This is a genomic window from Acidiluteibacter sp., assembly GCF_055129545.1.
Genome location: NZ_JBSRUB010000026.1, coordinates 166982 through 189601, shown reverse-complemented (window position 1 = coordinate 189601; position 22620 = coordinate 166982). Strand labels below are relative to the sequence as shown.

Annotated in this window: 25 protein-coding genes; 20 read left to right on the top strand and 5 right to left on the bottom strand. The window is 35.4% G+C overall.

Features of this window, described 5'->3' with window-relative positions:
* Nucleotide 1 precedes the first annotated feature (1 nt).
* From ACTB0X_RS13295 to ACTB0X_RS13230, 14 genes are all read left to right on the top strand, one after another.
* Nucleotides 2-523: a hypothetical protein gene (locus ACTB0X_RS13295; RefSeq protein WP_463025527.1), complete on the top strand. Its 522-nt coding sequence runs from the start codon at nucleotides 2-4 to the stop codon at nucleotides 521-523.
* Nucleotides 524-668: 145 nt separating this feature from the next.
* Entirely contained in the window at nucleotides 669-1103 is a 435-nt protein-coding gene (locus ACTB0X_RS13290; RefSeq protein ID WP_463025526.1) for a hypothetical protein, read from the top strand.
* Nucleotides 1104-1113: 10 nt separating this feature from the next.
* The gene (locus ACTB0X_RS13285; RefSeq protein WP_463025525.1) at nucleotides 1114-1560 is read left to right on the top strand and encodes a PH domain-containing protein; all 447 of its coding nucleotides are present in this window, start codon (nucleotides 1114-1116) and stop codon (nucleotides 1558-1560) included.
* A gap of 46 nt (nucleotides 1561-1606) precedes the next feature.
* Nucleotides 1607-2530, top strand: coding sequence for a hypothetical protein (locus tag ACTB0X_RS13280; RefSeq protein ID WP_463025524.1), 924 nt, complete (start codon nucleotides 1607-1609; stop codon nucleotides 2528-2530).
* 80 nt (nucleotides 2531-2610) lie between these two features.
* The gene (locus ACTB0X_RS13275; RefSeq protein WP_463025523.1) at nucleotides 2611-2979 is read left to right on the top strand and encodes a hypothetical protein; all 369 of its coding nucleotides are present in this window, start codon (nucleotides 2611-2613) and stop codon (nucleotides 2977-2979) included.
* Nucleotides 2980-3075: 96 nt separating this feature from the next.
* On the top strand, nucleotides 3076-3546 hold the full coding sequence (locus ACTB0X_RS13270) for a hypothetical protein (protein WP_463025522.1): 471 nt from the start codon (nucleotides 3076-3078) through the stop codon (nucleotides 3544-3546).
* A gap of 63 nt (nucleotides 3547-3609) precedes the next feature.
* The gene (locus ACTB0X_RS13265; protein WP_463025521.1) at nucleotides 3610-3945 is read left to right on the top strand and encodes a n-acetylglutamate synthase; all 336 of its coding nucleotides are present in this window, start codon (nucleotides 3610-3612) and stop codon (nucleotides 3943-3945) included.
* A 39-nt stretch (nucleotides 3946-3984) separates the two neighbouring features.
* A complete protein-coding gene (locus tag ACTB0X_RS13260) occupies nucleotides 3985-4455 on the top strand; it encodes a GNAT family N-acetyltransferase (protein ID WP_463025520.1) in 471 nt (156 codons plus the stop codon).
* Between the two features lie 67 nt (nucleotides 4456-4522).
* Complete coding sequence (locus ACTB0X_RS13255; protein ID WP_463025519.1) at nucleotides 4523-5977, top strand: FAD-dependent oxidoreductase; 1455 nt, start codon at nucleotides 4523-4525, stop codon at nucleotides 5975-5977.
* 272 nt (nucleotides 5978-6249) lie between these two features.
* Nucleotides 6250-8757: a YfhO family protein gene (locus tag ACTB0X_RS13250; RefSeq protein WP_463025518.1), complete on the top strand. Its 2508-nt coding sequence runs from the start codon at nucleotides 6250-6252 to the stop codon at nucleotides 8755-8757.
* Between the two features lie 152 nt (nucleotides 8758-8909).
* Nucleotides 8910-9368 carry a peptide-methionine (R)-S-oxide reductase MsrB gene (gene msrB / locus ACTB0X_RS13245; protein WP_463025517.1) on the top strand — a complete coding sequence of 153 codons (459 nt, stop codon included), beginning with the start codon at nucleotides 8910-8912 and terminating at the stop codon, nucleotides 9366-9368.
* Nucleotide 9369: 1 nt separating this feature from the next.
* Nucleotides 9370-9897, top strand: coding sequence for a peptide-methionine (S)-S-oxide reductase MsrA (gene msrA, locus ACTB0X_RS13240; RefSeq protein WP_463025516.1), 528 nt, complete (start codon nucleotides 9370-9372; stop codon nucleotides 9895-9897).
* Nucleotides 9898-10045: 148 nt separating this feature from the next.
* On the top strand, nucleotides 10046-10822 hold the full coding sequence (locus tag ACTB0X_RS13235; protein WP_463025515.1) for a Fic family protein: 777 nt from the start codon (nucleotides 10046-10048) through the stop codon (nucleotides 10820-10822).
* 75 nt (nucleotides 10823-10897) lie between these two features.
* Nucleotides 10898-11479 carry a MiaE family protein gene (locus tag ACTB0X_RS13230; RefSeq protein WP_463025514.1) on the top strand — a complete coding sequence of 194 codons (582 nt, stop codon included), beginning with the start codon at nucleotides 10898-10900 and terminating at the stop codon, nucleotides 11477-11479.
* Between the two features lie 236 nt (nucleotides 11480-11715).
* Here ACTB0X_RS13230 and ACTB0X_RS13225 read toward each other — a convergent pair whose 3' ends face one another.
* Both ACTB0X_RS13225 and ACTB0X_RS13220 read right to left on the bottom strand, forming a co-directional pair.
* The gene (locus ACTB0X_RS13225) at nucleotides 11716-12819 is read right to left on the bottom strand and encodes a hypothetical protein (protein WP_463025513.1); all 1104 of its coding nucleotides are present in this window, start codon (nucleotides 12817-12819) and stop codon (nucleotides 11716-11718) included.
* Nucleotides 12812-13156, bottom strand: a complete 345-nt coding sequence (locus ACTB0X_RS13220; protein WP_463025512.1) for a PadR family transcriptional regulator — start codon at nucleotides 13154-13156, stop codon at nucleotides 12812-12814. Before ACTB0X_RS13220 ends, ACTB0X_RS13225 begins: the two co-directional genes overlap by 8 nt.
* Nucleotides 13157-13359: 203 nt before the next feature.
* On the opposite strand from ACTB0X_RS13220, the gene ACTB0X_RS13215 reads away from it, so the two are divergent.
* Nucleotides 13360-14214, top strand: coding sequence for a dienelactone hydrolase family protein (locus ACTB0X_RS13215; protein WP_463025511.1), 855 nt, complete (start codon nucleotides 13360-13362; stop codon nucleotides 14212-14214).
* 70 nt (nucleotides 14215-14284) lie between these two features.
* Here the strand turns inward: ACTB0X_RS13215 and ACTB0X_RS13210 are convergent, their stop codons facing one another.
* Entirely contained in the window at nucleotides 14285-15547 is a 1263-nt protein-coding gene (locus ACTB0X_RS13210) for a T9SS type A sorting domain-containing protein (protein ID WP_463025510.1), read from the bottom strand.
* 140 nt (nucleotides 15548-15687) lie between these two features.
* On the opposite strand from ACTB0X_RS13210, the gene ACTB0X_RS13205 reads away from it, so the two are divergent.
* Together ACTB0X_RS13205 and ACTB0X_RS13200 are read left to right on the top strand one after the other, a co-directional pair.
* On the top strand, nucleotides 15688-16467 hold the full coding sequence (locus tag ACTB0X_RS13205) for a prohibitin family protein (protein WP_463025509.1): 780 nt from the start codon (nucleotides 15688-15690) through the stop codon (nucleotides 16465-16467).
* Between the two features lie 125 nt (nucleotides 16468-16592).
* Nucleotides 16593-17003, top strand: coding sequence for a DUF5684 domain-containing protein (locus ACTB0X_RS13200; RefSeq protein ID WP_463025508.1), 411 nt, complete (start codon nucleotides 16593-16595; stop codon nucleotides 17001-17003).
* Nucleotides 17004-17046: 43 nt separating this feature from the next.
* Here ACTB0X_RS13200 and bshC read toward each other — a convergent pair whose 3' ends face one another.
* Nucleotides 17047-18651, bottom strand: a complete 1605-nt coding sequence (gene bshC, locus ACTB0X_RS13195; protein WP_463025507.1) for a bacillithiol biosynthesis cysteine-adding enzyme BshC — start codon at nucleotides 18649-18651, stop codon at nucleotides 17047-17049.
* 8 nt (nucleotides 18652-18659) lie between these two features.
* A complete protein-coding gene (gene rimO / locus ACTB0X_RS13190) occupies nucleotides 18660-19973 on the bottom strand; it encodes a 30S ribosomal protein S12 methylthiotransferase RimO (RefSeq protein WP_463025506.1) in 1314 nt (437 codons plus the stop codon).
* A gap of 244 nt (nucleotides 19974-20217) precedes the next feature.
* On the opposite strand from rimO, the gene ACTB0X_RS13185 reads away from it, so the two are divergent.
* The 3 genes from ACTB0X_RS13185 (at nucleotide 20218) to ACTB0X_RS13175 (ending at nucleotide 22577) form a co-directional block, all read left to right on the top strand.
* Nucleotides 20218-20667 (top strand): hypothetical protein, encoded by a 450-nt coding sequence (locus ACTB0X_RS13185; RefSeq protein WP_463025505.1) that lies wholly within the window; start codon nucleotides 20218-20220, stop codon nucleotides 20665-20667.
* 99 nt (nucleotides 20668-20766) lie between these two features.
* On the top strand, nucleotides 20767-21138 hold the full coding sequence (locus tag ACTB0X_RS13180; protein WP_463025504.1) for a BlaI/MecI/CopY family transcriptional regulator: 372 nt from the start codon (nucleotides 20767-20769) through the stop codon (nucleotides 21136-21138).
* Nucleotides 21139-21143: 5 nt separating this feature from the next.
* Nucleotides 21144-22577 carry an N-acetylmuramoyl-L-alanine amidase gene (locus tag ACTB0X_RS13175; protein WP_463025503.1) on the top strand — a complete coding sequence of 478 codons (1434 nt, stop codon included), beginning with the start codon at nucleotides 21144-21146 and terminating at the stop codon, nucleotides 22575-22577.
* The last annotated feature ends 43 nt before the right edge of the window (nucleotides 22578-22620 follow it).

Sequence of the window (22620 nt, the reverse complement as noted above, 5' to 3'; positions counted from 1 at the left end):
TATGGCAATAATTATAGACGCAAATTGTATTGCTAATGTATTTTCAAAATCATCAGCAAAGCACTCAGATTTCAAGCCAGTTCTTGAATGGATTTTATTAGGTAAAGGATTAATGATATATGGAGGTAGTCAATATCGAAAAGAAATGGCAAAAACTTCGAAATATTTGCCGATTATTAGATTACTTAAAGATGTTGGTAAAGCTATAGAAGGTTGTCAAAATAAAATTGATGAGTACCAAAAGAAAGTCGAAGATTTAAGAGAGGACCCCGATTTCGATGACCCACACATACCTGCAATTGTAGTAACCACAAAGTGTAGGCTAATTTGCTCAGAAGATGCTAGGTCAATTCCCTTTGTAACGGACAGAAAATATTATCCAAATAATTTCTCATTACCTGTTTATTACACATCTGCAAAAAACAAAAATTTATTAACTGACAATTATGTAGATAGGTCATTAAAACCTCTGTGTAAATTAAATAAACTTACTAGTGAAAGAATATCTAAATTACTTAAGTAACCTAGTACAACACGATGTATAAATAATGGCTGGTTATTGCCTACTTTTAAAATCCTAGCCGATTTTATATCTGGTGTTTATTTAATAGATTAAGTACGTAATCACACAACAAGATATATACAAGAGGGTTATAAAAACTATTAAGATGGATAAAAACGAAATGTTAGATAGGACTTTAATGATCCTATATGAAAAAGGAATTATAGGAATATCTCTTGACAGTTTTTTAGAGTCTGAGTTTAATATATCTGACACTAAAGCTATATATGCTTTTAAAGATCTTATAAATGACAAAGATATCGCTAATGTAGACCAACATTTTACAGCAAGAATAACACCTTTAGGTACTAATATACAAGAATTTGGTGGTTGGTTAAAATACCAAGAGACAAAAAAATCAGAAGCCAAAAGACAACGTGAAAAGGAAGACCTAGATTTTGAGAAGTCAAAAGTTGATCTTGATCTTGCAAAAAAGATGTTAAAAGAATACCCAAAAACAAAATGGATTGCTCGTATCAGCTTCATAATAGGAATAGGTTTAGCGCTTTTAGAAATAGCTCGAGCAACAGGACTATTATAAGGGTGTTAAAATGGAAAAAATCAGATTTGACACAAAAAAAGATTGGTTTGGAAAAACCCTTTTTTACGGACCAACTTTAATAATTACTACATTAATGGCTCTGAAAGTAAGTGGAGTTTCTTTTGGAAAAGTAATTCCAACAGCTGAACCACTAATAATTGGAACAATCTTCTTTTGGTCGTTTCTTCTTCTTACATGGAATTATACTTACTATACGATTGATCAAACTAGCCTAACTACTCGGTTTGCCTTTTTCTATAGGAAAACTATAAAATTTGATGACATAAAAGAAATTAAGCCCCAAAGCTTCGGACTATATGCAATTGGGTTGTCAAAAGACATTTTATCTATCAAACTAATCAGTGGAGGAGAATTAAATATTTCTCCAAAACGACCAACGGACTTGATAAATGAAATTGAAAAAAGAAAAAATGATACTCTTAATAAGATTAAATAGTAGCAGTTCTCATTCTCATTCCAACTCCTAAACATTACCTTTAATTATGATCAATAAATTACCCCTATTAGTCCTCATTACAATAATAGTATCGTGTAATTTATCCAAGAATCACACTATTAAAACAAAAGATGATTCACTAACACCTCCTGGTACAATAGCAATCTCAGATAATCTTTTTTTCGATAAAACTGAAATCACAAATTTTGGATGGGTAGAATACTTGTTTTGGATGGAAAGTGTTTATGGGAAAAACGGTGATTCATATATTGAAGCTATACCTGATACGAACGTATGGTCAGAACTCAATGTAAATTATAGTTCTTTAGATACATCTTATTTAAGACATCCGGCGTATTATAATTACCCCGTGGTTGGTAATTCTTACGAACAAGCTATCCAATTTTCTCAATGGCGTTCTGATAGAGTAATGGAACTTCAATTGATTAGAGATGGAAAAATACCAAATACAAAACCTACTAATTCAAAAGATTCGATATTTACAATAAAAAAGTACCTTGACGGCCAATATCTAGAATTCAAACCAAGTGAAGATAGTCTGTTTTACCCTCAATACTCATTACCTGATTCAGCAACCTACTTTAGTGCTTCGCTCTTTGCTGATTCGATAAACTTGAAGAATTACAAACACTGTAAAGAGAAATATTGTTCCGAACAGTCCTCAATTGATTGTAATTGTATCGAAAATAAACCCTTCATCACAGAGTCTTTACCATATGGCCCAACCCCAACATTTAGCACCTCCTGTTCATCTTGTAAGAAAGAGTTGATTACACATCTTAAAGGGAACATTAGAGAAATGACTGATATTAAGGGACAGTTTTATGGCCTTAGTTTTATAAACTCCTGTGAATTAAATTACAACAAATGTAGATCTGATAGTGCTTTAGTAAATAGTTATACCGGATTTAGAAACATTTGCAGCTATAAAAAATGGAAAAGAAACTAAAGTTTATCAAAAAATAGTGTAACTCATGTATCATTAACTTTGTAAAGCATGTATCTTAACGAACATTAAAAAAGGAACTATTGAAAATTAACAACATAAGTCTCTCTGATTTCCGAATTAAAGAAATCTTATTTGGTGAAGATTATGATGAAATGGAAATTGTTTCTGAAGGCTCGGTTAGAATTAGCGACTTTAAAAAATTTAAAGAAACGCGAATAAAAATAAAGAATTGGGAAGAATTGAGTGTCAGAAAATACCAAAAACATGGAATATCTGATATTGGAGAAATTTTCGAAATAGATTGGGCTGATAACTTTGAGTCTTTTGAATTTATTCAAGAATTAATTATCAAGGATGAATCAACATTGTTATTAAATGGATTCAGTAAGGAGTCAGGGTCTTGGATGACTTATGAATTTAAAAATTATGAATACGAAATAAGGACATAAAAAAACATCTAAAAGTAGATATAAATAATTATTAATTAAAGCTTTATCACAAGCCTTATAACAGTTTATATCTTTGATACTTTACATTTCAACCAAGTGAGCGATTTCAAAAAAAACAAATTCACCAAGAAAATTATAAGCCTTAATCCAAACAAGGCCTTATGGACTTATGGCCTTTTTCTGCCATTGTTCGTTATTTGGTTAAGACATGTTGGTCTCTATGCCATTGAAGCAAATGGAAGAGATAGCAAATTCTTTAATTACCTTTCTGCAATTTTAATAGGTTACATATTCGTTATTTTTATTATACCAATAGGACTTTTTATTTACGGTATAGAAATTCCTGAGTTTGCTCATCTAGCAGTCCCCTTTATTTTTTTTGGAATTTGGTTTACTTGTAACGGTATTGTTAGTAGAAACATGATAGATTTAGAAAATAAAGACAATGAATACTTTGGAGGAGTTGCAAAATTAAGAGACTATGTTTTTAGGTTCTTCCACCTATTCTACTTCACATTCTCAATTTACTTACTGCAAAAGGACGTTAACAAATATATTAAAGAATAAAAAAACTCCACTGACTATTAAATTCGGCCAACCTAAAATGAAAAATCCACAATTAAACAACTCGTGAACTACCACAACAAGACATTTAGACCAGTTCAAAATTCAGTGAATGGAGAAACGACTGAAGAAACTACCTTTGAGTACCAACAAAACGGTAACATTTTAACCTCTGAATATAAAGGCGGGCAAATAGTCAAAGGTCATTTGATAGGGTTGGTGGATGAAAACGGCAACATAGAAATGCGTTACCATCAAATCAATCAAAAGGGTGAGTTAATGACCGGGATTTGTTTTTCTACTCCTGAAATCATGCCCAATGGTAAAATCCGATTGCACGAAACATGGGAATGGACTTCAGGTGATTGTTCCAAAGGACAGTCTGTTATTGAAGAGATATAACTCCTATATTGACCAAGAAATAATAAACCAAAAATCACTATGATCACCATTCACCCTTTCGAAAAAGCGCACCAAAGTGAGGTGAATGAAATGATGCGAAAGATTGATTCTGAATTTGAAACCTCCTTCTTTAATCTCAATCCACTTTCAGTTCCATTCATTGATAACTATTGGATAGCGAGGCATAAAACAGAAATCGTTGGAACCGTAAAAGTGATTCGAATTGCTGCCGATCGTTCGATTTTGAAAGGCATGTTTGTAAAGAAAGAATACCGAGGGGTGGAATTTGGTACTGCTCTATTGCTCTTGACTAAAGCACAAGATTGGTGCAGCACCCAAGGAATTCATTCCATTTATTTAGGAACAATGAATCAATTTAAAGCAGCACATAAATTCTATGTAAAGAATGGATTTCAGCGAATTTCAAAAAATGACCTCCCAACTGATTTTGTCAATAATCCGGTGGATGATGTGTTTTTAGTCAAAACAATCCCGCAATCCATATCGTAGGTTTAGAAAGGTGTCTTTAACTTTACACCCGAAGTGAATTGATTCATTGCGGTTAAAAGTAGAACGATTGGAAAACAAAAAAGACCATTGGGCGATTTGTCAGGAATGTCAAGGAAGTGGAAAGCAAAGACGACGGCTCCGCAAAAAGCTACGTCTCCTCCACCAATTGGCATTGGATGAATTCGAAAAAAACGGCAGCCAAGGAACGGCTCCAGTTCGTCCAAAAGGCGCATTGTATCCTTGCCCCAATTGTTCTTCATCAGGTTTGGTTCATTCAGCTGAACCGCCTGTGGCAGATCAAGAGCATTATCCACATGTGGCCATTATTGGCGGTGGAATCGGTGGCGTGGCACTAGCAGTAGCCTGTTTACACCGAGAAATCCCATTTACATTGTATGAACGAGACGATAGTTTCGATACACGTTCTCAGGGCTACGGATTAACCTTGCAGCAAGCGAGCAATGCGATAAAAGGTTTGGGGATTTCCGCTTTGAAAAAAGGGGTGGTTTCTACCCGACATTTGGTGCATACCACAGACGGAAATGTGATCGGAGAATGGGGAATGCGAAAATGGATGCAGTCAGAGACACAAACGTCGCCTAGACGGACGAATGTGCACATTGCTAGGCAATCCTTGCGTTTAGAATTATTGGAACAATTAGGCGGTCATAATGCTGTGCAGTGGGGTCATCAGTTGGTCGATTTAAAAAAGTGCGAAGCAGGAAATACTGAACTCACTTTCCAAGTGGATGGAAAAACTAAAACCACAAAAGCCGATTTGGTAGTCGGTGCAGACGGCATACGCAGTTCGGTAAGGCGATTATTAATTGGCGAAGACAAAACACCCTTGCGTTACTTGGATTGCATCGTAATTTTGGGTATTTGTCCGTTGGCTGATTTAAAAGCGGTGGAAAGTCCGTTATTGGATTCAGCCACGGTATTTCAGACTGCCAATGGAAACGAACGAATCTACATGATGCCTTTTGATGCAGAAACAGTGATGTGGCAACTCAGTTTCCCGATGACGGAAGAAGAAGCGAAAGGGTTGAGTGGAAAAGGTGCTGCAGCATTGAAAGCAGAAGCTTGTCGCAGAACGCAGTGGCACTCTCCTATTCCTGAAATATTAGCAGCAACGAAGGAAACTCAAATTTCGGGCTATCCCGTGTATGACCGTGAATTACTAGCACCAGAATTATTGGAGACACTTGGAGCTATCACCTTAATTGGAGATGCCGTTCACCCGATGAGTCCATTCAAAGGTCAAGGCGCCAATCAAGCTTTACTGGATGCGTTGGAACTTGCCCGCAGAATCAGAAAAGAATGCGGCGCATTTAAAAACTGGCGAACAAATGGAATTCGAAAAAGTGTATTGACGGACTTTGAGGCAGAAATGCTGAAACGGAGCGCCAGTAAAGTAAAAGATTCAGCAAAAGCAGCAGAATTTCTTCATTCAGACGTTGTGCTTCATAAAGGCGATGAACCAAGAGGTCGTGTTTTGATGCGAGGGGAAAAGGATTCATAGATTTCTTTAATAAGCCTCAATCCTATTACAAGAATGCAATCCTCCCTTCTTTATTGTATTAAAAATCAAATATCATCTTCATAAAGAATACATATATGTATTCTTTATGTTTCATTTTTATACATATTTGTATACTTTTTAATATGTATGCCTGTGGTTAATAACTCACGAAAGAAGTTATAAACTCGAACTATATTCCCAATTTGCAAGAAAGTAATCTTTTTTGCTATTTTACAGCCTCGTCCAAAAGAACAAGCAAATCGAACAACTAAATGGCTAAAAGTAAGCTCAACAAACCGTCTAATATCAAGCAGCAGCCTAAAAAAGAGGTGAATGCTGAAAAGAATATACCCAATCAACCCGACTTCTTTGAAAGCTTAACACCAAAAAATGGATTGGGGTTAATGGCGACTTTGTTGCTTTTAATGCTCCTATTTGTTTTTCGAGATTTTGTATTTGGGGGAAGTTTATTCTTGTTCAAGGACATCGCCAGCGATACCATCAACGTATTTTATCCACAATTGGTGCACATAGCCGATTACCTCGCCACTGATGGGATTCCGAAATGGTCGTTCAGTCAAGGATTGGGGCAAAATATCCTGCCATTTAGCATTGGCGATCCGTTCAACTGGATTTTATATTTGATAGGAAAAGACAATCTCGCTTTTGGGATTGCCTGGGTAGAATTATTGAAGATTTTTACCGCCGGAATGCTCTTTTACTGTTTCTTAAGAAGCTTAAAAATCAGTTTCCTTCCTGCCATTATCGGTGGTATTTTGTATGCATTCAGCGGATTTATGATTGTGGGTGCCAGTTGGTATATTTTCACTACTCAAGGCGCTTACATCGCTTTAATGTTGTGGGGATTTGAACGTTTGTATCAACACAAATCGTGGTGGATGTTCACTTTGTCAGTATTCTTGTTTGCATTCAATTTTCCTTTTGATTTATATTTAGCTGCCTTATTTCTGTTGGTTTACAGCACTCTTCGTGTGTTGGAATCTGAAAACAACCAACCGATCCCTAAAAAACTGGGAACACTCTACCTTACTTTAATTGGCTGTGGAGCTTTGGGTGTTTTGATGAGTACTTTCATGTTAGTCAGTACGATTGACCAAGTGATCAACAGCCCTCGAGGAAGCGGAGAATCGGCTTTCTTTGCGCAATTGATGGCAAATTCGCCTTGGGCATTAATAGAAGGCAGAGAATTCATTACTGCATTAGGCCGTTTATTCTCTAATGATTTCTTTTTCGGTGCTCAATTCGAAGTCATTAACGGACAGAATAAAATGGCTTACAAAGGTTGGAATAACTATTTGGAAGCTCCTGCTATGTATTGTGGATTAAGCACTTTGATCTTGTTACCTCAATTGCTTTTTCACCTCGACAAACGCAAAAAAATCATCTACCTCACTGGATTAGTATTGGTTTTGATTCCGTTGTTCTTTCCTTTCGTTCGAAATGCGATTTGGCTTTTTTCTGGGAACTACTATCGAATGTATTCTCTGTTTGTTTCCATCAGCCTCATTTTATGGAGTATTCATGCTTTAAATTTTATTTACATAAAGCAGTCGGTGCACCTGATTACCTTATTGATTTCAGTATTAACGGTAGCTATTTTATTGTACGTTCCATTCAACAATGCCACCAATGTGTCAATTGACAGTAACTTAAGAAGTATCTTATTGTTTTTCTTGATCATTGAAGCATTGGCAATCGCAGGAATGAAGTCCTCAAAATTTCGCAGTGTAGCGCTGATTGCCTTTTTAGTGTTGATTGTTTCTGAAGCACTATTCAGTGGAAATGCCACTTACAATCAAAAGCGACAAACCATTTCGAAGGTAGAGTTTACACAAAAAGTGGGCTACAATGATGAAACAGTGGATGCTATGGCATTCCTAAAGAAATCTGATCCCACCTTCTATCGAGTAGAGAAGATTGACTTTAGGTCTGGTCCTGCGATGCACGCGAGTACCAATGATGCAAAAGTTCAAGGTTACTTTTCCTCTGCTTCCTACCATTCGTTCAATCAAAAAAACTACGTAGATTTTTTATCTGCAATGGAAATTATTGATCCGAAAGATGAAAATCAAACCCGATGGATTTCAGGATTGGTCAATAAACCTCTGACACAACTCATCACATCTACAAAGTATGCTTTTATTAGGAATAACAATTCTCCACGTTTCTTTTATAAAGATTACATGGATGTTGGGGCATTAAAAATATTAAGCAACCCATTGTTCATTCCTTTTGGGTTTACTTACAATCAGCTAATTGACAGCTCCACTTTTGTGAATTTGAAAGACGATTCTAACACAGGACTCAAAAAACAGATTACCTTATTGCAAGCAATGACATTATCAAAAGAGGATATTCCTGCCTTTAATGGCCTGTCTGATTTTGATCCTTCTACCATCAATCTCAATTATTCTCCTGAATTGTTAGAAACAGATGTAAACAATCGGCGAGCTGAGACAATGGAAATGACTCAATTTTCTCACAGTCACATTACAGGAACCATCACCACTACTTCGGCTAAAGCGCTGTTCTTTTCCATTCCATTTGATCCCTCTTGGACAGTAAAGGTGGATGGGAATACAGAAAAATTGTACAAAGCTAACATTGGATTTATGGCTGTTCCATTGACTAAAGGAACGCACACCATTGAATTAGAGTTTACTCCACCCTACTGGACTGTTTCCATTCTCTTATCCATCTTTGGATTTGCCATTTTTGGTGGCTTACTTTGGTTGAGAAGAAAACCTTCCAATAAATAGTCTTTAAATCGATAAAGCATTCGTTTGCTTCATTCAATGTCATCTACCTTACTTTTCTCAATACAATAAACTAAATAGACCATTAATTGTTACAGAAGAAAGTAACTTTGAAGCAGAATTAGTTTAGAAACTACGAAGAAAAACAGACAGATATGATGACATGGAAAGATGTAATGAACTATGCAAACAATGGCAATTTAACTCCTCCAAAACGAGTTGAAAAAACGCCTGAAGAATGGAAAGCATTGTTGACAGATGAAGAATATTATGTAACGCGACAAAAAGGAACTGAACGGCCGAATAGCTCTGACTTATGCAGTCTTTTTGAACCTGGAATATATGCTTGTAAGTGTTGCGACACCTTGCTTTTTGATGCCAATGAGAAGTTCGAAAGCGGAACTGGTTGGCCTTCATTTACACAACCAATCCAAGACAACCACATTGCTCATATTAAGGACGTTAGTCATGGAATGATTCGAGTTGAAACGACATGCAATGTGTGTGATGCGCATTTAGGTCATGTATTCCCTGATGGGCCCGCACCAAGTGGGTTGCGTTTTTGTATGAATGCAGTATCATTAAAGAAAGTAGAACAGAAAGAGGAGGTTTAAGATGGAGAAGAAAGTAGTAATAGGCGGAGGATGTTTTTGGTGTACGGAAGCCATTTTTTCAGAATTGAAAGGAATTACAGCAGTAAACAGTGGTTATAGTGGTGGTCCGATTAAAAATCCTGCTTACCGAGAGGTATGCACCGGACGAACAGGTCATGCCGAAGTAGTTGAAGTGCATTATGATGATGAAATAATCAGCTTGAAAAACTTGTTGATTATTCATTTGACCACTCATGATCCAACGACCAAAGACAGACAAGGAGCCGATAAAGGAACCCAATACCGAAGTGTGATTTTTTATGCAGATGAAACTGAAAAACAAATTGCAGAAGAAGCCATTGCGGAAGTTCAAACCGTTTATACAGATAAAATTGTAACAGAATTGGCTGAATCTGCCCCCTTCTATTGGGCAGAACCAGAACATCAAGATTATTATAAAAACAACAGTGAAGCAGGATATTGCCAAGCAGTCATTAATCCAAAGCTGAGCAAGTTTAGAAAATTGTATAGTGCTCATTTGAAAAGTTAATTTCCGAGGATTGTTTTTTCTCTAGGTCTTAGTGATTCATAAGTGATCAAATCCTTCTGTTTATGCCAATAGACAGAAGGATATTTTTTGAATCCACGCTAAATATTGAAGTTTCAAAAAGCATATCTTTGGGTAAATAAACGATAGAATGAACTTCCAACTATTAACTGATAATCTGCTAAATGAGTTTACTCAAAAGTTGAAACATTCTCCATTAGAGAAATTGGATAACATCAAAAAAATTGAGATCCCAGTTGATTATTTTCAGTTTTATAAATCTGTATCATCAGTCTACTCTTCTAAAATTGAAGGTGAAGACATTGAATTTGATAGTTTTTTTAAACATAAATTTCTAAATGTAGAATTTAAACCTGATTACACTAAAAAGGCTGATGATCTTTTTTCGGCGTATGACTTTATTGATGAACACTCTATTTCTCTAAAAACCATACAAGAAGCGCATCGTATATTAAGTGACTCGCTTCTTCCAACTAGCCATCAAGGAGCAATACGCTCAAACCCAATGTTCGTTATTAATAGTAATGACCAGATTGAATACGCAGCTTGCGACCCAAAAATGGTAAAAACTGAATTTGATAAATTATTAGCCGACATACAACTTCTTCAATCTAAAGAATTAAATGATTTTGAAGTCTTTTACTACGCAGCCTTCATTCATTTGATGTTTGTTAAAATCCATCCTTTTCAAGATGGAAATGGACGAACTGGCCGATTATTAGAAAAGTGGTTTTTGATAGAAAAGCTAGGTACTAAAGCTGCCGCTATTCAGTTAGAGAAGAATTACTTCACTAAAGTGGATCGCTATTATGCCAATTTAAAAAAATTAGGATTGGATTACGAATTATTAGACTTTAATAAGAGCCTAGATTTTCTGTTGATGACTGCAAATAGTATTGATAATTAGTGAAAGGAATTGATTGCGTAAATGGCTTTTTAAAAAACAACCTCATTATCCTTATTTTTGCCAAAAAAACCACTTATGCTTCACCTGAAATTAGTGACTGATCCAAGATGGGTTAATGTTGTAGAATCCAATATTGAAGAGATTTTAACCGATCACGCTTGGTGCGAACAAAAAGCAGCAACAAATGCCATTACAATAATCACAAACAATTCTGAGCACGAAGAGTTAGTGACGGATTTATTGGCATTGGCGAAAGAAGAATTGGAGCATTTTCAATTGGTGCACGAAATCATCAAGAAGCGAGGATACACCTTGGGCAGAGAACGCAAAGATAGCTATGTCAACGAATTGTATAAATTCATGAACAAAGGGGGAAACCGTCAGCAAGCTTTAGTGGATCGATTGTTATTCTCTGCGATGATTGAAGCAAGAAGTTGTGAGCGATTTCGGTTATTATCTGAGACCATCAGCGACCAAGAATTAGCTAAATTTTATCGGGAATTAATGATCAGCGAAGCCGGGCATTATACGACTTTCATCACCTTTGCTCGGAAATATGGACACGACATCGATGTAGATCGAAGATGGAAAGAGTTGGTGGAATTTGAAGCAGAAGTGATTCAACGATACGGAAAATCAGAAACCATACACGGATAAAAAAAGCTTCCAAGGTCACACCCCTTGGAAGCTTTCAATTGTTTAATACCGATAAAACTATAAAATTTCGCAGACTTTAATTTAGCAAAAGTGAGTAAAATTAACTCCCTCCTATTTTTTAAACTGGTTTAAATATTTAGATTAAAACTCTTGTCTGCTTGTTTTCTAGTAATTCGGCATTTACAATTCGGCCTTTGATAAAAATGATAGGTGAATTGTTTAACCAAAGAATTATTTTATTTCGAAGCCACTTGCTTTGAAAGAAAAGCATTCTCATTCACAGCCAATTGTTGCTGTACTCTTGCCAATACATTCATGGCTAATTCTGTATTAATTTTATGAATAACTAACAAACCACTGTTGTCAATCGTTTTAACAGCTGAGTTATTTAATGAATTGAGATAAGTATTGTAATTGTTTAATGAAATCTCTAACTCAGGCACTGCTGTATTCAGTCCATCCGTATTTTCCCTTTTCGAAATCAGCTCTGCCATTATTTCAATATTCTTATTTACTTCAGCTGTTTTGCTGCGTAAATCATTAGATTGAGAATTTGATGGCAAAACTGCATACAAGTCATCATTGATTTCAAACAAGCGAATGGAGTTATCGTGCAAATAATAGTGGATTTCTTGCATTTCATCTGCATACTTCTTACTGTAACTTAAATCAAACAGGGTATACAAAATTCCACCAAAGGCTAACATGATGACTGAATTGACGATGGTATTAAACTTAACCTCAGGACGTCTGATTCGAGTAAAAAAGTATAGTGGCACATAGAACAGTGTAAATATGGTAGTTCCACCGAACATCAGGTTATTGGCAAAGGGCCAATGCATTATTTTAAAAATAAACCCTGTTGCAATTACCATTGCCAATAATAATCCAAGGCTAAAGACTGCTTTATCCGTTTTAGATTCGTCGTCTTTAAATTTGATAATGATCAAAATAGGAAGAAAAAGAAAAGCAAATGTAAACCCACCTAAAAGGAGAGTTACTGCTGCACCCGGCATATGAAGCGTCTTTAAAATGGTGCCGGCAAGAATAAGAAACACCGTACTTATTCCTGCAATGTTCATGATTTTTTTCATGGTATAAAAGTTTTTAAATTGAAGTAAATTATCTGTCTCTGTTTGTATTTCCTGCAACTCTTCCTTGAAAAATTGGGGCAATACTCGTTCATAGCACTTGTAAAAGTCCTCATTCTGTTGGCTTTCATGCTCAATGATACAGCAAATGTGATCGATTAAATTGTCTCGTAGCTCCTCCAAGACAATTCCACGTGTTGCTAAATCATGATCAATGAAAATAACTTCCTCATCGGTTACGTTACGCATTTCCTAAGTCAGGTTTTAGATCTAACAAAAACTTCATGGTATTCATGAATTCAGTCAATTCATTTACTTTTTGGCTTGCAGTAGTTTGGCCTTGCTCAGTGAGTGTGTAGTACTTCCGCACTCTCTTTCCCAAATACTCCTTTTCTGTCTCCAGCTCACCAGATTTCTCCAATGAGTGCAAAGTGGGATACAGCGCCCCTTCCGTAATTTGAATTTTTCCGTTTGTTAAATCTTTCACCCGTTGGGTAATTTCATAACCGTACATTCTCCCCTGCTCTTTTAGCAAGTTCAACACGATGGTTTTTAAAGTTCCTTTAATTAGTTCTGATGAATACATGGGGCAAATATACATAACAATCTTATGTATGCAAACTTTAAATACATAATATTCTTATGCATTATAGACTTAAGCAGTTAATTATCTAATATACAATTAATTAAGTTTGTAATTATTTTCAATCACTTAAAACAATTGTTTCGAAACAATATGGAATTTGTATTGTTACACCCATAATCCATACCTTTATAAAAATTAAATAAATGAAAAAGACATTATCCATTGCCCTACTTTCATCTCTATTAATCGTTGGTTGTTCTCAACCAAAAACCGATGAAAGTGCATCAACCCAAACAGCAGACTCAACAATAGTTGAAGTCAAAGAACCAAGTATTGTGCAGAAAGAAGTGACCTATATGGCCGGAAATGACACGTTAAAAGGTTATTACTATTATGATGAGAATTCTCCAGGAGTAAAGCCAGGAATTATGGTGGTTCACGAATGGTGGGGAAATAATGAGTACCCTCAGATGCGTGCAAAAATGTTAGCCGAAATGGGCTATGCAGCTTTTACCGTAGACATGTATGGAAATGGTTTGACAGTAGATAACCCAACAGCTGCTACTGAACAATCAGGAAAAATATACAGCAATCCTGAGTTATTAAAGTCTAGAATGATGGCAGGCTATGAAAAATTTACATCTATGGAAAATGTAAATCCAGATCAAATGGCTGCAATCGGTTATTGCTTTGGTGGAACTGTTGCTCTAAATGCAGCTAATTTAGGTGTTCCTTTAGATGCTGTTGTCTCTTTTCACGGTGGTTTAGCTGGATTTAATGCTACTCCCGAAATGACAGAAACAAAAGTATTGGTTTGCCACGGATTGGCTGACAAATTTGTCTCAGAAGAAGACGTAACGAACTTCAAGAAAGGAATGGATAAGGTTACAGCTCCTTACGAGTTCATCAGCTATGAAAATGCGACTCATGCCTTCACGAATGAAAATTCAACGGCTGTAGGTGAGAAATTCAGTATTCCAATTGCCTATAACGAAGCTGCAGATAAAAAATCATGGGAAGACATGAAAATGTTCTTTGAGAAAAACTATCCACTATAACGAATAAGAAAATCTTTAAAATAGTCCTGTAAATTCAATGGCTTCATTGGTAATTTCAGGACTATTTTTTTTATTGAATGATTACTTTTTTAAGACTGTAGATTCCTTCATCCAACTCAAGCTTTAAAAAGTAACATGCAGGATTTAATTCCGATAAATTGATTTGCTGTATAGATTGCTCAACTATAACGACTTTCACCTCTACTCCATTCAAATTATAAACAGTCACTTTCCTAATTTTCAATCCATTTGAATTTATACTCACCAAACCTTGCGTCGGATTGGGAAAGACACTTACCTTGTCTTCATCGAAAGTTCTGTCTTTAACAGATATAGGAAGAAGATTGGCATAAGCGCTGTCTTTATCACTACTAGTACATTTAGTCACCCTATGAGTTACATTAAAATACCCAAAGCCAGGATAAATATGGGTAGGATTGGCAACTGAATCCATTGTCCCATCTCCAAAGTCCCAAAAGTGCTTTACTAATGTATCCGTACTTCCAAAAAATTGGAATTGGAAGCCATTCTGATTGGAAGTAAAATGTGCGTTCGCATCATATTCTCCTATATGCCAATTCAATAAACTATCAAATACTATTAACTTGGCTGCACTTTTAATTTGGTCTGCAACTACCGCAGATAGTGATGAATTAAAGGTAATTAAAGTTGGATCTTTCCTTAAAATCGTCGCATAAAAAGTACAAGCTGCAGCATAACTTCCCGCCAGGGAAGGATGACTTTCATCTGCACTGTATAATTCTATCGAAGGATAGGTTGCTCTGATGTAATTCCAAACCGCACCAACGGGTGAAACTATGGCTTCGTTGGTGTCAGCCATGTATCGATACCTTAAATTCAATAGGCTGTCCATACCTTGGTAAGTGCACAAAGGAGCGAAGAATTGACAATTATTGGCATCACCATTTTTTCTACCCCAAGTCATGTAAAAAACAGTTTCAGTACATGGATTTGCCACATTAATTAAACTATCTAACCGCTTTGCATATGGAAATACATCAATCTGAACTTGTGAATCAGGAAATGATGGACGCTGACTTTGTTCTTGCAACACCACATAATCCCAATTGCCCTGAGCTATTTTACTTAATGTGTTTTGATTGGAAGAGTGCGCTTGAAAAGAATATCCTCCTGGCGTATTGCTATCATAAATAATGGAATCACCTGTTGACAATGCCACATTTGCTAATAAACTAGGTAAATTATTCACATTGGTATAACTGTTTCCGATAAACAAAACTCGCTTAGTCTGAGATTGACTAATTACTGTAAATGAATATGTTAATAAAGCTAAAAAATAAAATTGTCTCATAATAGTTTTTAAATATTGAATTTATTTATACTAAGAAAGATAAGCATTTGAATAAATAAAATTTATGTATACTATAATTAATATAAATAAAAATATATGTACATCAGGAGTTACTTTTAGTAAAATATAAATATACACATATGAAAAAGCGAATAGTAGTTTTTGCAACAATTGGGATAATTCTCTCAAGTTGCGCAGTAATCAGGCCAGGCGATGTAGGAATAAAGCAAAAATTAGGAACTCTTTCTGAAGAAGTTAAATACAAAGGAATAATTTGGTACAATCCATTTGTAAGTCAAGTTATTCGAGTATCTGTTAGAACTAGTAATTTAGAGCTTACATTGAATTTACCAAGCAAAGAGGGGTTGAGTATAAATTCTCAAATCTCTATTCTTTACAAGTTAAGTCCTGATGATGTACCAAAGGTCATCCGAAACTTAGGACTAGGTTATGAAACTATCATTGCCAACGTATTTCGTTCTGCATCGGCAGATGTGTGTTCACAGCATTTTGCAAAAGATCTGCATTCGGGGATGCGAGCAGAGATTGAAAATGAAATCATGATAAAAATGAATAAGACACTTCAACCTCAAGGAATTCAAATAGATGCTGTATTAATGAAAAGTATACAATTACCACCAGGGCTCTCCGCTGCGATAGAGCAAAAACTACAATCTGAGCAAGAGGTTATGCGAATGGAATTTATCTTAAAGCAAGCAAAACTGGAAGCTGATCGAAAAGTAATAGAAGCTCAAGGAATTAGCGACGCCCAAAAGATTATATCTCAGGGCTTGACGGATGAAATTATTAAAATTCGAACTATCGAAGCTTTTAATGAATTGGCTAAATCATCTAATAGCAAGATTATAATTACTGATGGGAATGCACCACTATTAATTGGACAGGACACCATGAAATAAGGTAGCTAACAATTTGAATATTCATTAAATAAGGGTTATTCTAGAAATGGAATAACCCTTATTTGTTTCTTTGCAATTGAAGAATAAAATTTTATATTTAACCCACACAAATAAATTTTATAAAAATGGAACCAATTGAAACCCTTATTGCCGGACTAGGAGCTATGTTTCTACTGTTTATATTACTATTCAGTTGCATAGTAGGAATTCTCTTAATTATCTCCCAGTGGAAGATCTTCACGAAAGCAGGTCAACCGGGCTGGGCAAGCATTATTCCTATTTATAATTTTTATATCCTTCTTAAAATCATAGGCAAACCGTCATGGTGGCTCATCTTATTATTCATTCCCATTGCTAATTTTATTATCGCCATATGGTCTGCCAACCTATTGGCAAAGCGTTTCGGAAAAGATGAATTGTACACTGTTGGGTTACTCTTATTGCCTTTTATTTTCTATCCTATTTTAGGATTTGGAAGTGCACAATACATTCCTATTGGAAGCAATCAATCGGGAGATTATTTTGGAAATAAGTAATTAACCAAAAAATTAAAATTCAGTCTTTTATGTTGCGGTTTTTTTATTTCTGCCCGTCTATAAAAACTGAGAAATCAGCCGATGGCAAACTGAAGTTGGTATAAAGCTCAGTAAAAAACGCTTGACCATATTGGTAATAAATGGAAGAGAAATTATCCTTTCGCTCTTGTAATCCTCCATTTGGAAATAAGTCTTGTTTCAATCGCTCAATGCGATCTACCAAAGTAGCTTGCTTGCGTTTTTCAGCGCGCATCAATTTCTTGCTGCTGTGATCTAAGTCATTTAGATGTTTGGCCAATCGCGCTTTAAAATGAGGAATATACGTTTCGTCTAAATCAGCTGCTTTATCCAATAAAGAAGCATACGCCTTTCCAATTAACTCTTTTTCTTTAGAAATGGATAAATCGTAATTGGAATCTCGCTGCACCAATAACTTCACTAAATCCACCGTAGGGGTGAATAATTCAGTCAAGTTGATTGACAATTCTTGGTACAATTTACTTTGTTTATTGTCTAAAACTGCTGCGGAATTTCTCAAAATCAATGCTGGAAATTGAACTTTAAAGTTTTCAAATACAGACTTCAACTGGAACCAATACGCTAACTCACCACCTCCACCTATGTAGGCTAGGTTAGGTAATATGGTTTCTTGGTACAATGGTCGCAATACCACATTGGGGCTGAATCGTTCTGGATTTGTTTCCAACAACTTCATCATTTCTGCTTCTGAAAAAGTTAATTCCGTATCGTTGATTTGGAATCCCTCTTCTGTTTTTACAATCCGTTCACGAATATCGTTCTCGATGTAAAACAAGTTGATGTCTCTGGGATTTACTTGAATCTTATAGTGCTTCGCCAGTTCGATATTGGTCTGCTCTATAGAATCGGAAGACACTTCTTTCAACAATTCTTCTTTAAAAGCAGGAATTACCGCTTTTTTCAATGCAGCGCTATCTCCATCGATAATTACCAATCCTTCCGATTTGAACAACTCATGCACCAATACTCTAGTCGCATCCGCTAGATTAGACTGTTGAAAATAAGCTTTCTTGAACAATTCTTTGATGTAGGTTGTATTCTCGTTGTAATCGCCCAATAAGGTTTCAAACTCAACAAATACTTCCTCTATTCCTTCTAAATGAAACCGTCCCACAGCACCGGTCTGTCCTGAATTCCATTGTAGTTTCTTTCCTTTGAAGTTGAAATGATTGATTTCAGCAAAATCATGATCTTCAGTCGCCATCCAATAAACTGGAACAAAATTTTGTTCTGGATAAGCTGCTTTCAGTTGCTTGCACAAATTAATAATACTGACAATCTTGTAGACAAAATACAACGGCCCAGTGAACAAACACAACTGGTGACCAGTGGTCACAGTGAACGTATTGGATTCACTCAATTGAGCTATTTTCTCAAACGTCTCGGGAGCTTTTTTGATTTTAGCTTTTGCATATTGAGCAGTTAACTCAGCAACTAAGACCTCACGATCTATCGGTTCCTTGCTTTTAGCATCAATAATTCCTTTAAAATTCTCAATACTCGGAAAGACACCATAAAACGGTTTTAGTCGTTCCGATTGATTCAAATAATCAATAACTATTGGCGAAAAATATCCGGTAGCCTGAAAAGGAATGGTTTGATGTAGCATAGTCTCTTTTATGAAATTGGGTCAGCATAAAGGTCAAAATGGTCGGCATCTCTCACCTTAACGGTTACAAAATCACCTACTCTAACAAAATGATCTTTCTTAAGAATCAATACTTCATTGTCTACTTCAGGAGAATCAAATTCAGTACGACCAATAAAATACTCCCCTTCTACCCTATCTATCAATACCTTAAACTCTTTTCCGATTTTCTCTTGGTTCAACTCAAATGAAATTCCACTTTGCAAATCCATGATTCGTTCAGCACGAGATTCTTTTACTTCCTGAGGAACATCGTCCTCCAATAAATGAGCATGTGTATTTTCTTCATGAGAATAAGTAAATGCCCCTAAACGATCAAATCTGCTCTCCTCTACCCACTTCAACATTTCCTCGAAGTTCTCTTCTGTTTCTCCCGGATAACCAACAATTAACGTAGTTCGAATAGCCAAACCTGGAACTTCTTTTCTAAACTTTTCAATCAGTGCTGTTGTCTTCGCTTTGGTCGTTCCTCTACGCATTGATTTCAATACAGAATCACTAATGTGTTGCAACGGAATATCCATGTAATTACAGATATTATCTCGCTCACGAATCACTTCCAATACATCTTCAGGAAATCCTGTTGGGAAAGCATAATGCAAACGAATCCATTCGATTCCTTCCACATCAGACAATTTGCGAAGCAATTCAGCTAAGTTTCTTTTCTTATATATATCTAATCCGTAATAAGTCAAATCTTGAGCAATCAAAATCAACTCTTTTACGCCTTGTGCGGCCAATGATTGTGCATTCTTTACCAATTGTTCGATTGGTGTAGAAACGTGTTTTCCACGCATTAACGGAATCGCACAGAATGAACAAGGGCGATCGCAACCTTCCGCAATCTTAAAATAGGCGTAATGATTTGGAGTCGTCAATAAACGCTCACCAACCAATTCATGCTTGTAATCAGCTTTCAAAGTTTTCAATAAACGAGGCAACTCACGTGTTCCAAAAAATGAATCCACTTCAGGCATTTCTTCTTGCAACTCCTCACGGTAGCGCTCAGACAGGCATCCTGTTACATACACTTTATCAACTCTTCCGTCTTTCTTCGCTTCCACATAACTGATGATGGTATCAATCGACTCTTGCTTTGCATTGTCGATAAATCCACAAGTATTGATGATCACAATCTCTGAATCATCTTGCTTGGCTTCGTGCTCCACCTCAAAATTGTTCGCTTTTAGCTGACCCATCATCACTTCTGAGTCAAATATGTTTTTCGAGCAACCTAGTGTAACTACGTTGACTTTGTTTTTCTTTAATGTCTTTGTCTTCATGTATGCAATTGTAGGCCGCAAAATTACAGAAAAAAGAGGTGCTTACAGAATGGATAAACGCTAGAGTTTCGTTAATGTTTGTTTAATGGGAATGGGTAATTTATCAGTATCTATAATTCTTCCAAATTAATTTTCTTTAACCAAACTAAGCCATATAAATTAAATACCTTTAATCCAACCAATTAATTAAAAGGTAATAGAACATAAAACCCCTCGAGATTAAGAAAGTTAAATACATAGTATCATGAAAAGTCTACTAATTACAATCTTGAGTCTAAACTTGCTGCTTTTAAGTTCTTGTTCCACTGCTATTTTTAGCCGTGAAACGGAATGCTATAAGAAAGTAAACAAATACGCAAAAAAGCATTGGATCTATAAAGGGGAAGAAGGAACTGATGAAAAGATAATTTTAGAAAATAAAGGAATTAATGCATTGGCATTTCAAAATGAAAAACTTGATAACTGTTTATATACATTAGAAAAAAAGCAGATAATTACCATATTTGGACCTCCTCATAAAATTGAAAAATTTAGTGACAGGAAAATACAAATGTTCTACATGTCAACGTTTGGCTGTCAAGAATTCTATCCAGATGGAACTTTTAAGTCCAAAAATTGCAATTTTTATATTTTTGTCTTTGAAAATAATCGTTGTATTGAATTCTCAGTTGGTGGAGTTTCGATAAGCCACTAAAACCCGATCAAAATTTTGCAAAAAAATTAGATAAACCATTCATTACTTTTATTAAACTTTTATTACTACATTTGTAGCCATAAAACTATATTTGTAGAAATGGAACAACTCAATACAACCGAATTGCAAATCATGAAATACTTGTGGAAACTAGAAACCGCATTTATGAAAGACATTGTAGAACAATTTCCTGAACCAAAACCTGCATACACAACGATTTCTACTTTGGTGAGCAGAATGGTCAATAAAAAATACATCGGATTTGAAAAGTTAGGACGCGATAAGCATTACTTCCCTATTTTGAAGAAAAATAACTATTTCGGGTCTCAATTAAATGGAATGATTAAGAATTTCTTCAACGACTCTTCTTCCCAGTTTGCCTCATTCTTCACCGATGAAACTGAATTAACTAACGACCAATTAAAGGAATTGCAGCAAATCATATCCAATAAAATAGATCAAAAGAACTAAACGGCATGATTGAATACATTACATACAGCATAGTCTTCTCAGCAATTTCTTATGCTTCGTATAAATTGATCCTAAAGAAAGAAAAGACGTTTCAATTCAATCGTTACTTTTTAATTGGGACACTGCTACTCTCGGTATTTCTTCCGCTTGTGGAAATTGAAAGTAACTTCGCTTTTGATACCAATGTATTGAACACTTCTCCCACTTTTGAAAACTCAACTACAACACATCAACTTAATGGAGTCACCACAAAAACGGTTACCTACTCCGCTATTCAGTACACGGATATTCTAATCTTCATTTATAGTATTATTGCCGCTACCCTGTTGTTCCGGTTTTCGCGAAATCTCTATCGATTATTTCAACTCATCTCTAAAAGTGAGAAACGAAAGAGTACTTTAACCATAGTCTTTACAAACACAAAGACCTTATATAGCTTTTTCCATTACTTAATCATTAACAAGGCGGAATACCAAGAGAAAGAGTTATCGGAAGTTATCATGAAGCACGAATTGATTCACGCCAACGAATGGCACAGTCTTGATATCATTGTGACTGAATTTCTAAAATGTGTTGTCTGGTTTAATCCATTTATATGGTTGATTAAAAATGAAATTTCAGAAAATCATGAATACATCGCTGATGACAAAACGATTCAATCAGGCATTGATAAAGCAAATTATCTCAACACATTAATCAATCAACACACTAAAACTACCTCCAGCATATTGGGTTGTGGATTTAGTTTTATTCAAACTAAAAACAGAATTAAGATGATGAACCAGGCAAAATCCAACACCAAAAAAGTAAGCGTAGAAATCGCAGTCGTATTTGCACTAATCAGTGCCACTTTTGTTTTAATCTCATTCAAGCCCAAAAATGTAAAAACAACCACCATAATTTTAAATGCTGGTCATGGTGGCCATGATTTAGGAGCTGAAAGTAATGGAGTGCTAGAAAAAGACCTCACGCTTAAATTTGTGGAAGCATTTCAAAAATCTGTAAAAGGAAACCGTTCAATTATTCTAAAAGTGGTTCGATCTGAGGATCAATTTATCTCATTAGAAGATAGAGTCACAAAAATCAATTCTCTTAAAGGTAACCTTTTAATTGACTTACACCTTGGTATGGCTCCTATTCAGCATAAAAAGGGCATTGAAATCTTTTATTCAACTAAAAACACTGACACCACTTCTTCAATTATTTATGCCACTGAATTGGCACAAAAACTTGTAACCAAAGATGATCCGAATATAGATTTAAAAGCAGCCAACTATAAATTACTGCACGAATCCAATTGTCCTACAATACTATTGAATTTCGGATTCATAAGTAATGATGAAGATCGCAAAATGCTGCAGTCAGACCAATACATTAATGAGCTTGCAAATAAGACAATAGACGGAATTCTTTCCGCTCTAAACAAATTAGACAAATAGTTTTTTACTTCCATATACTTTCCAAATCGTCAAGTATTAATAC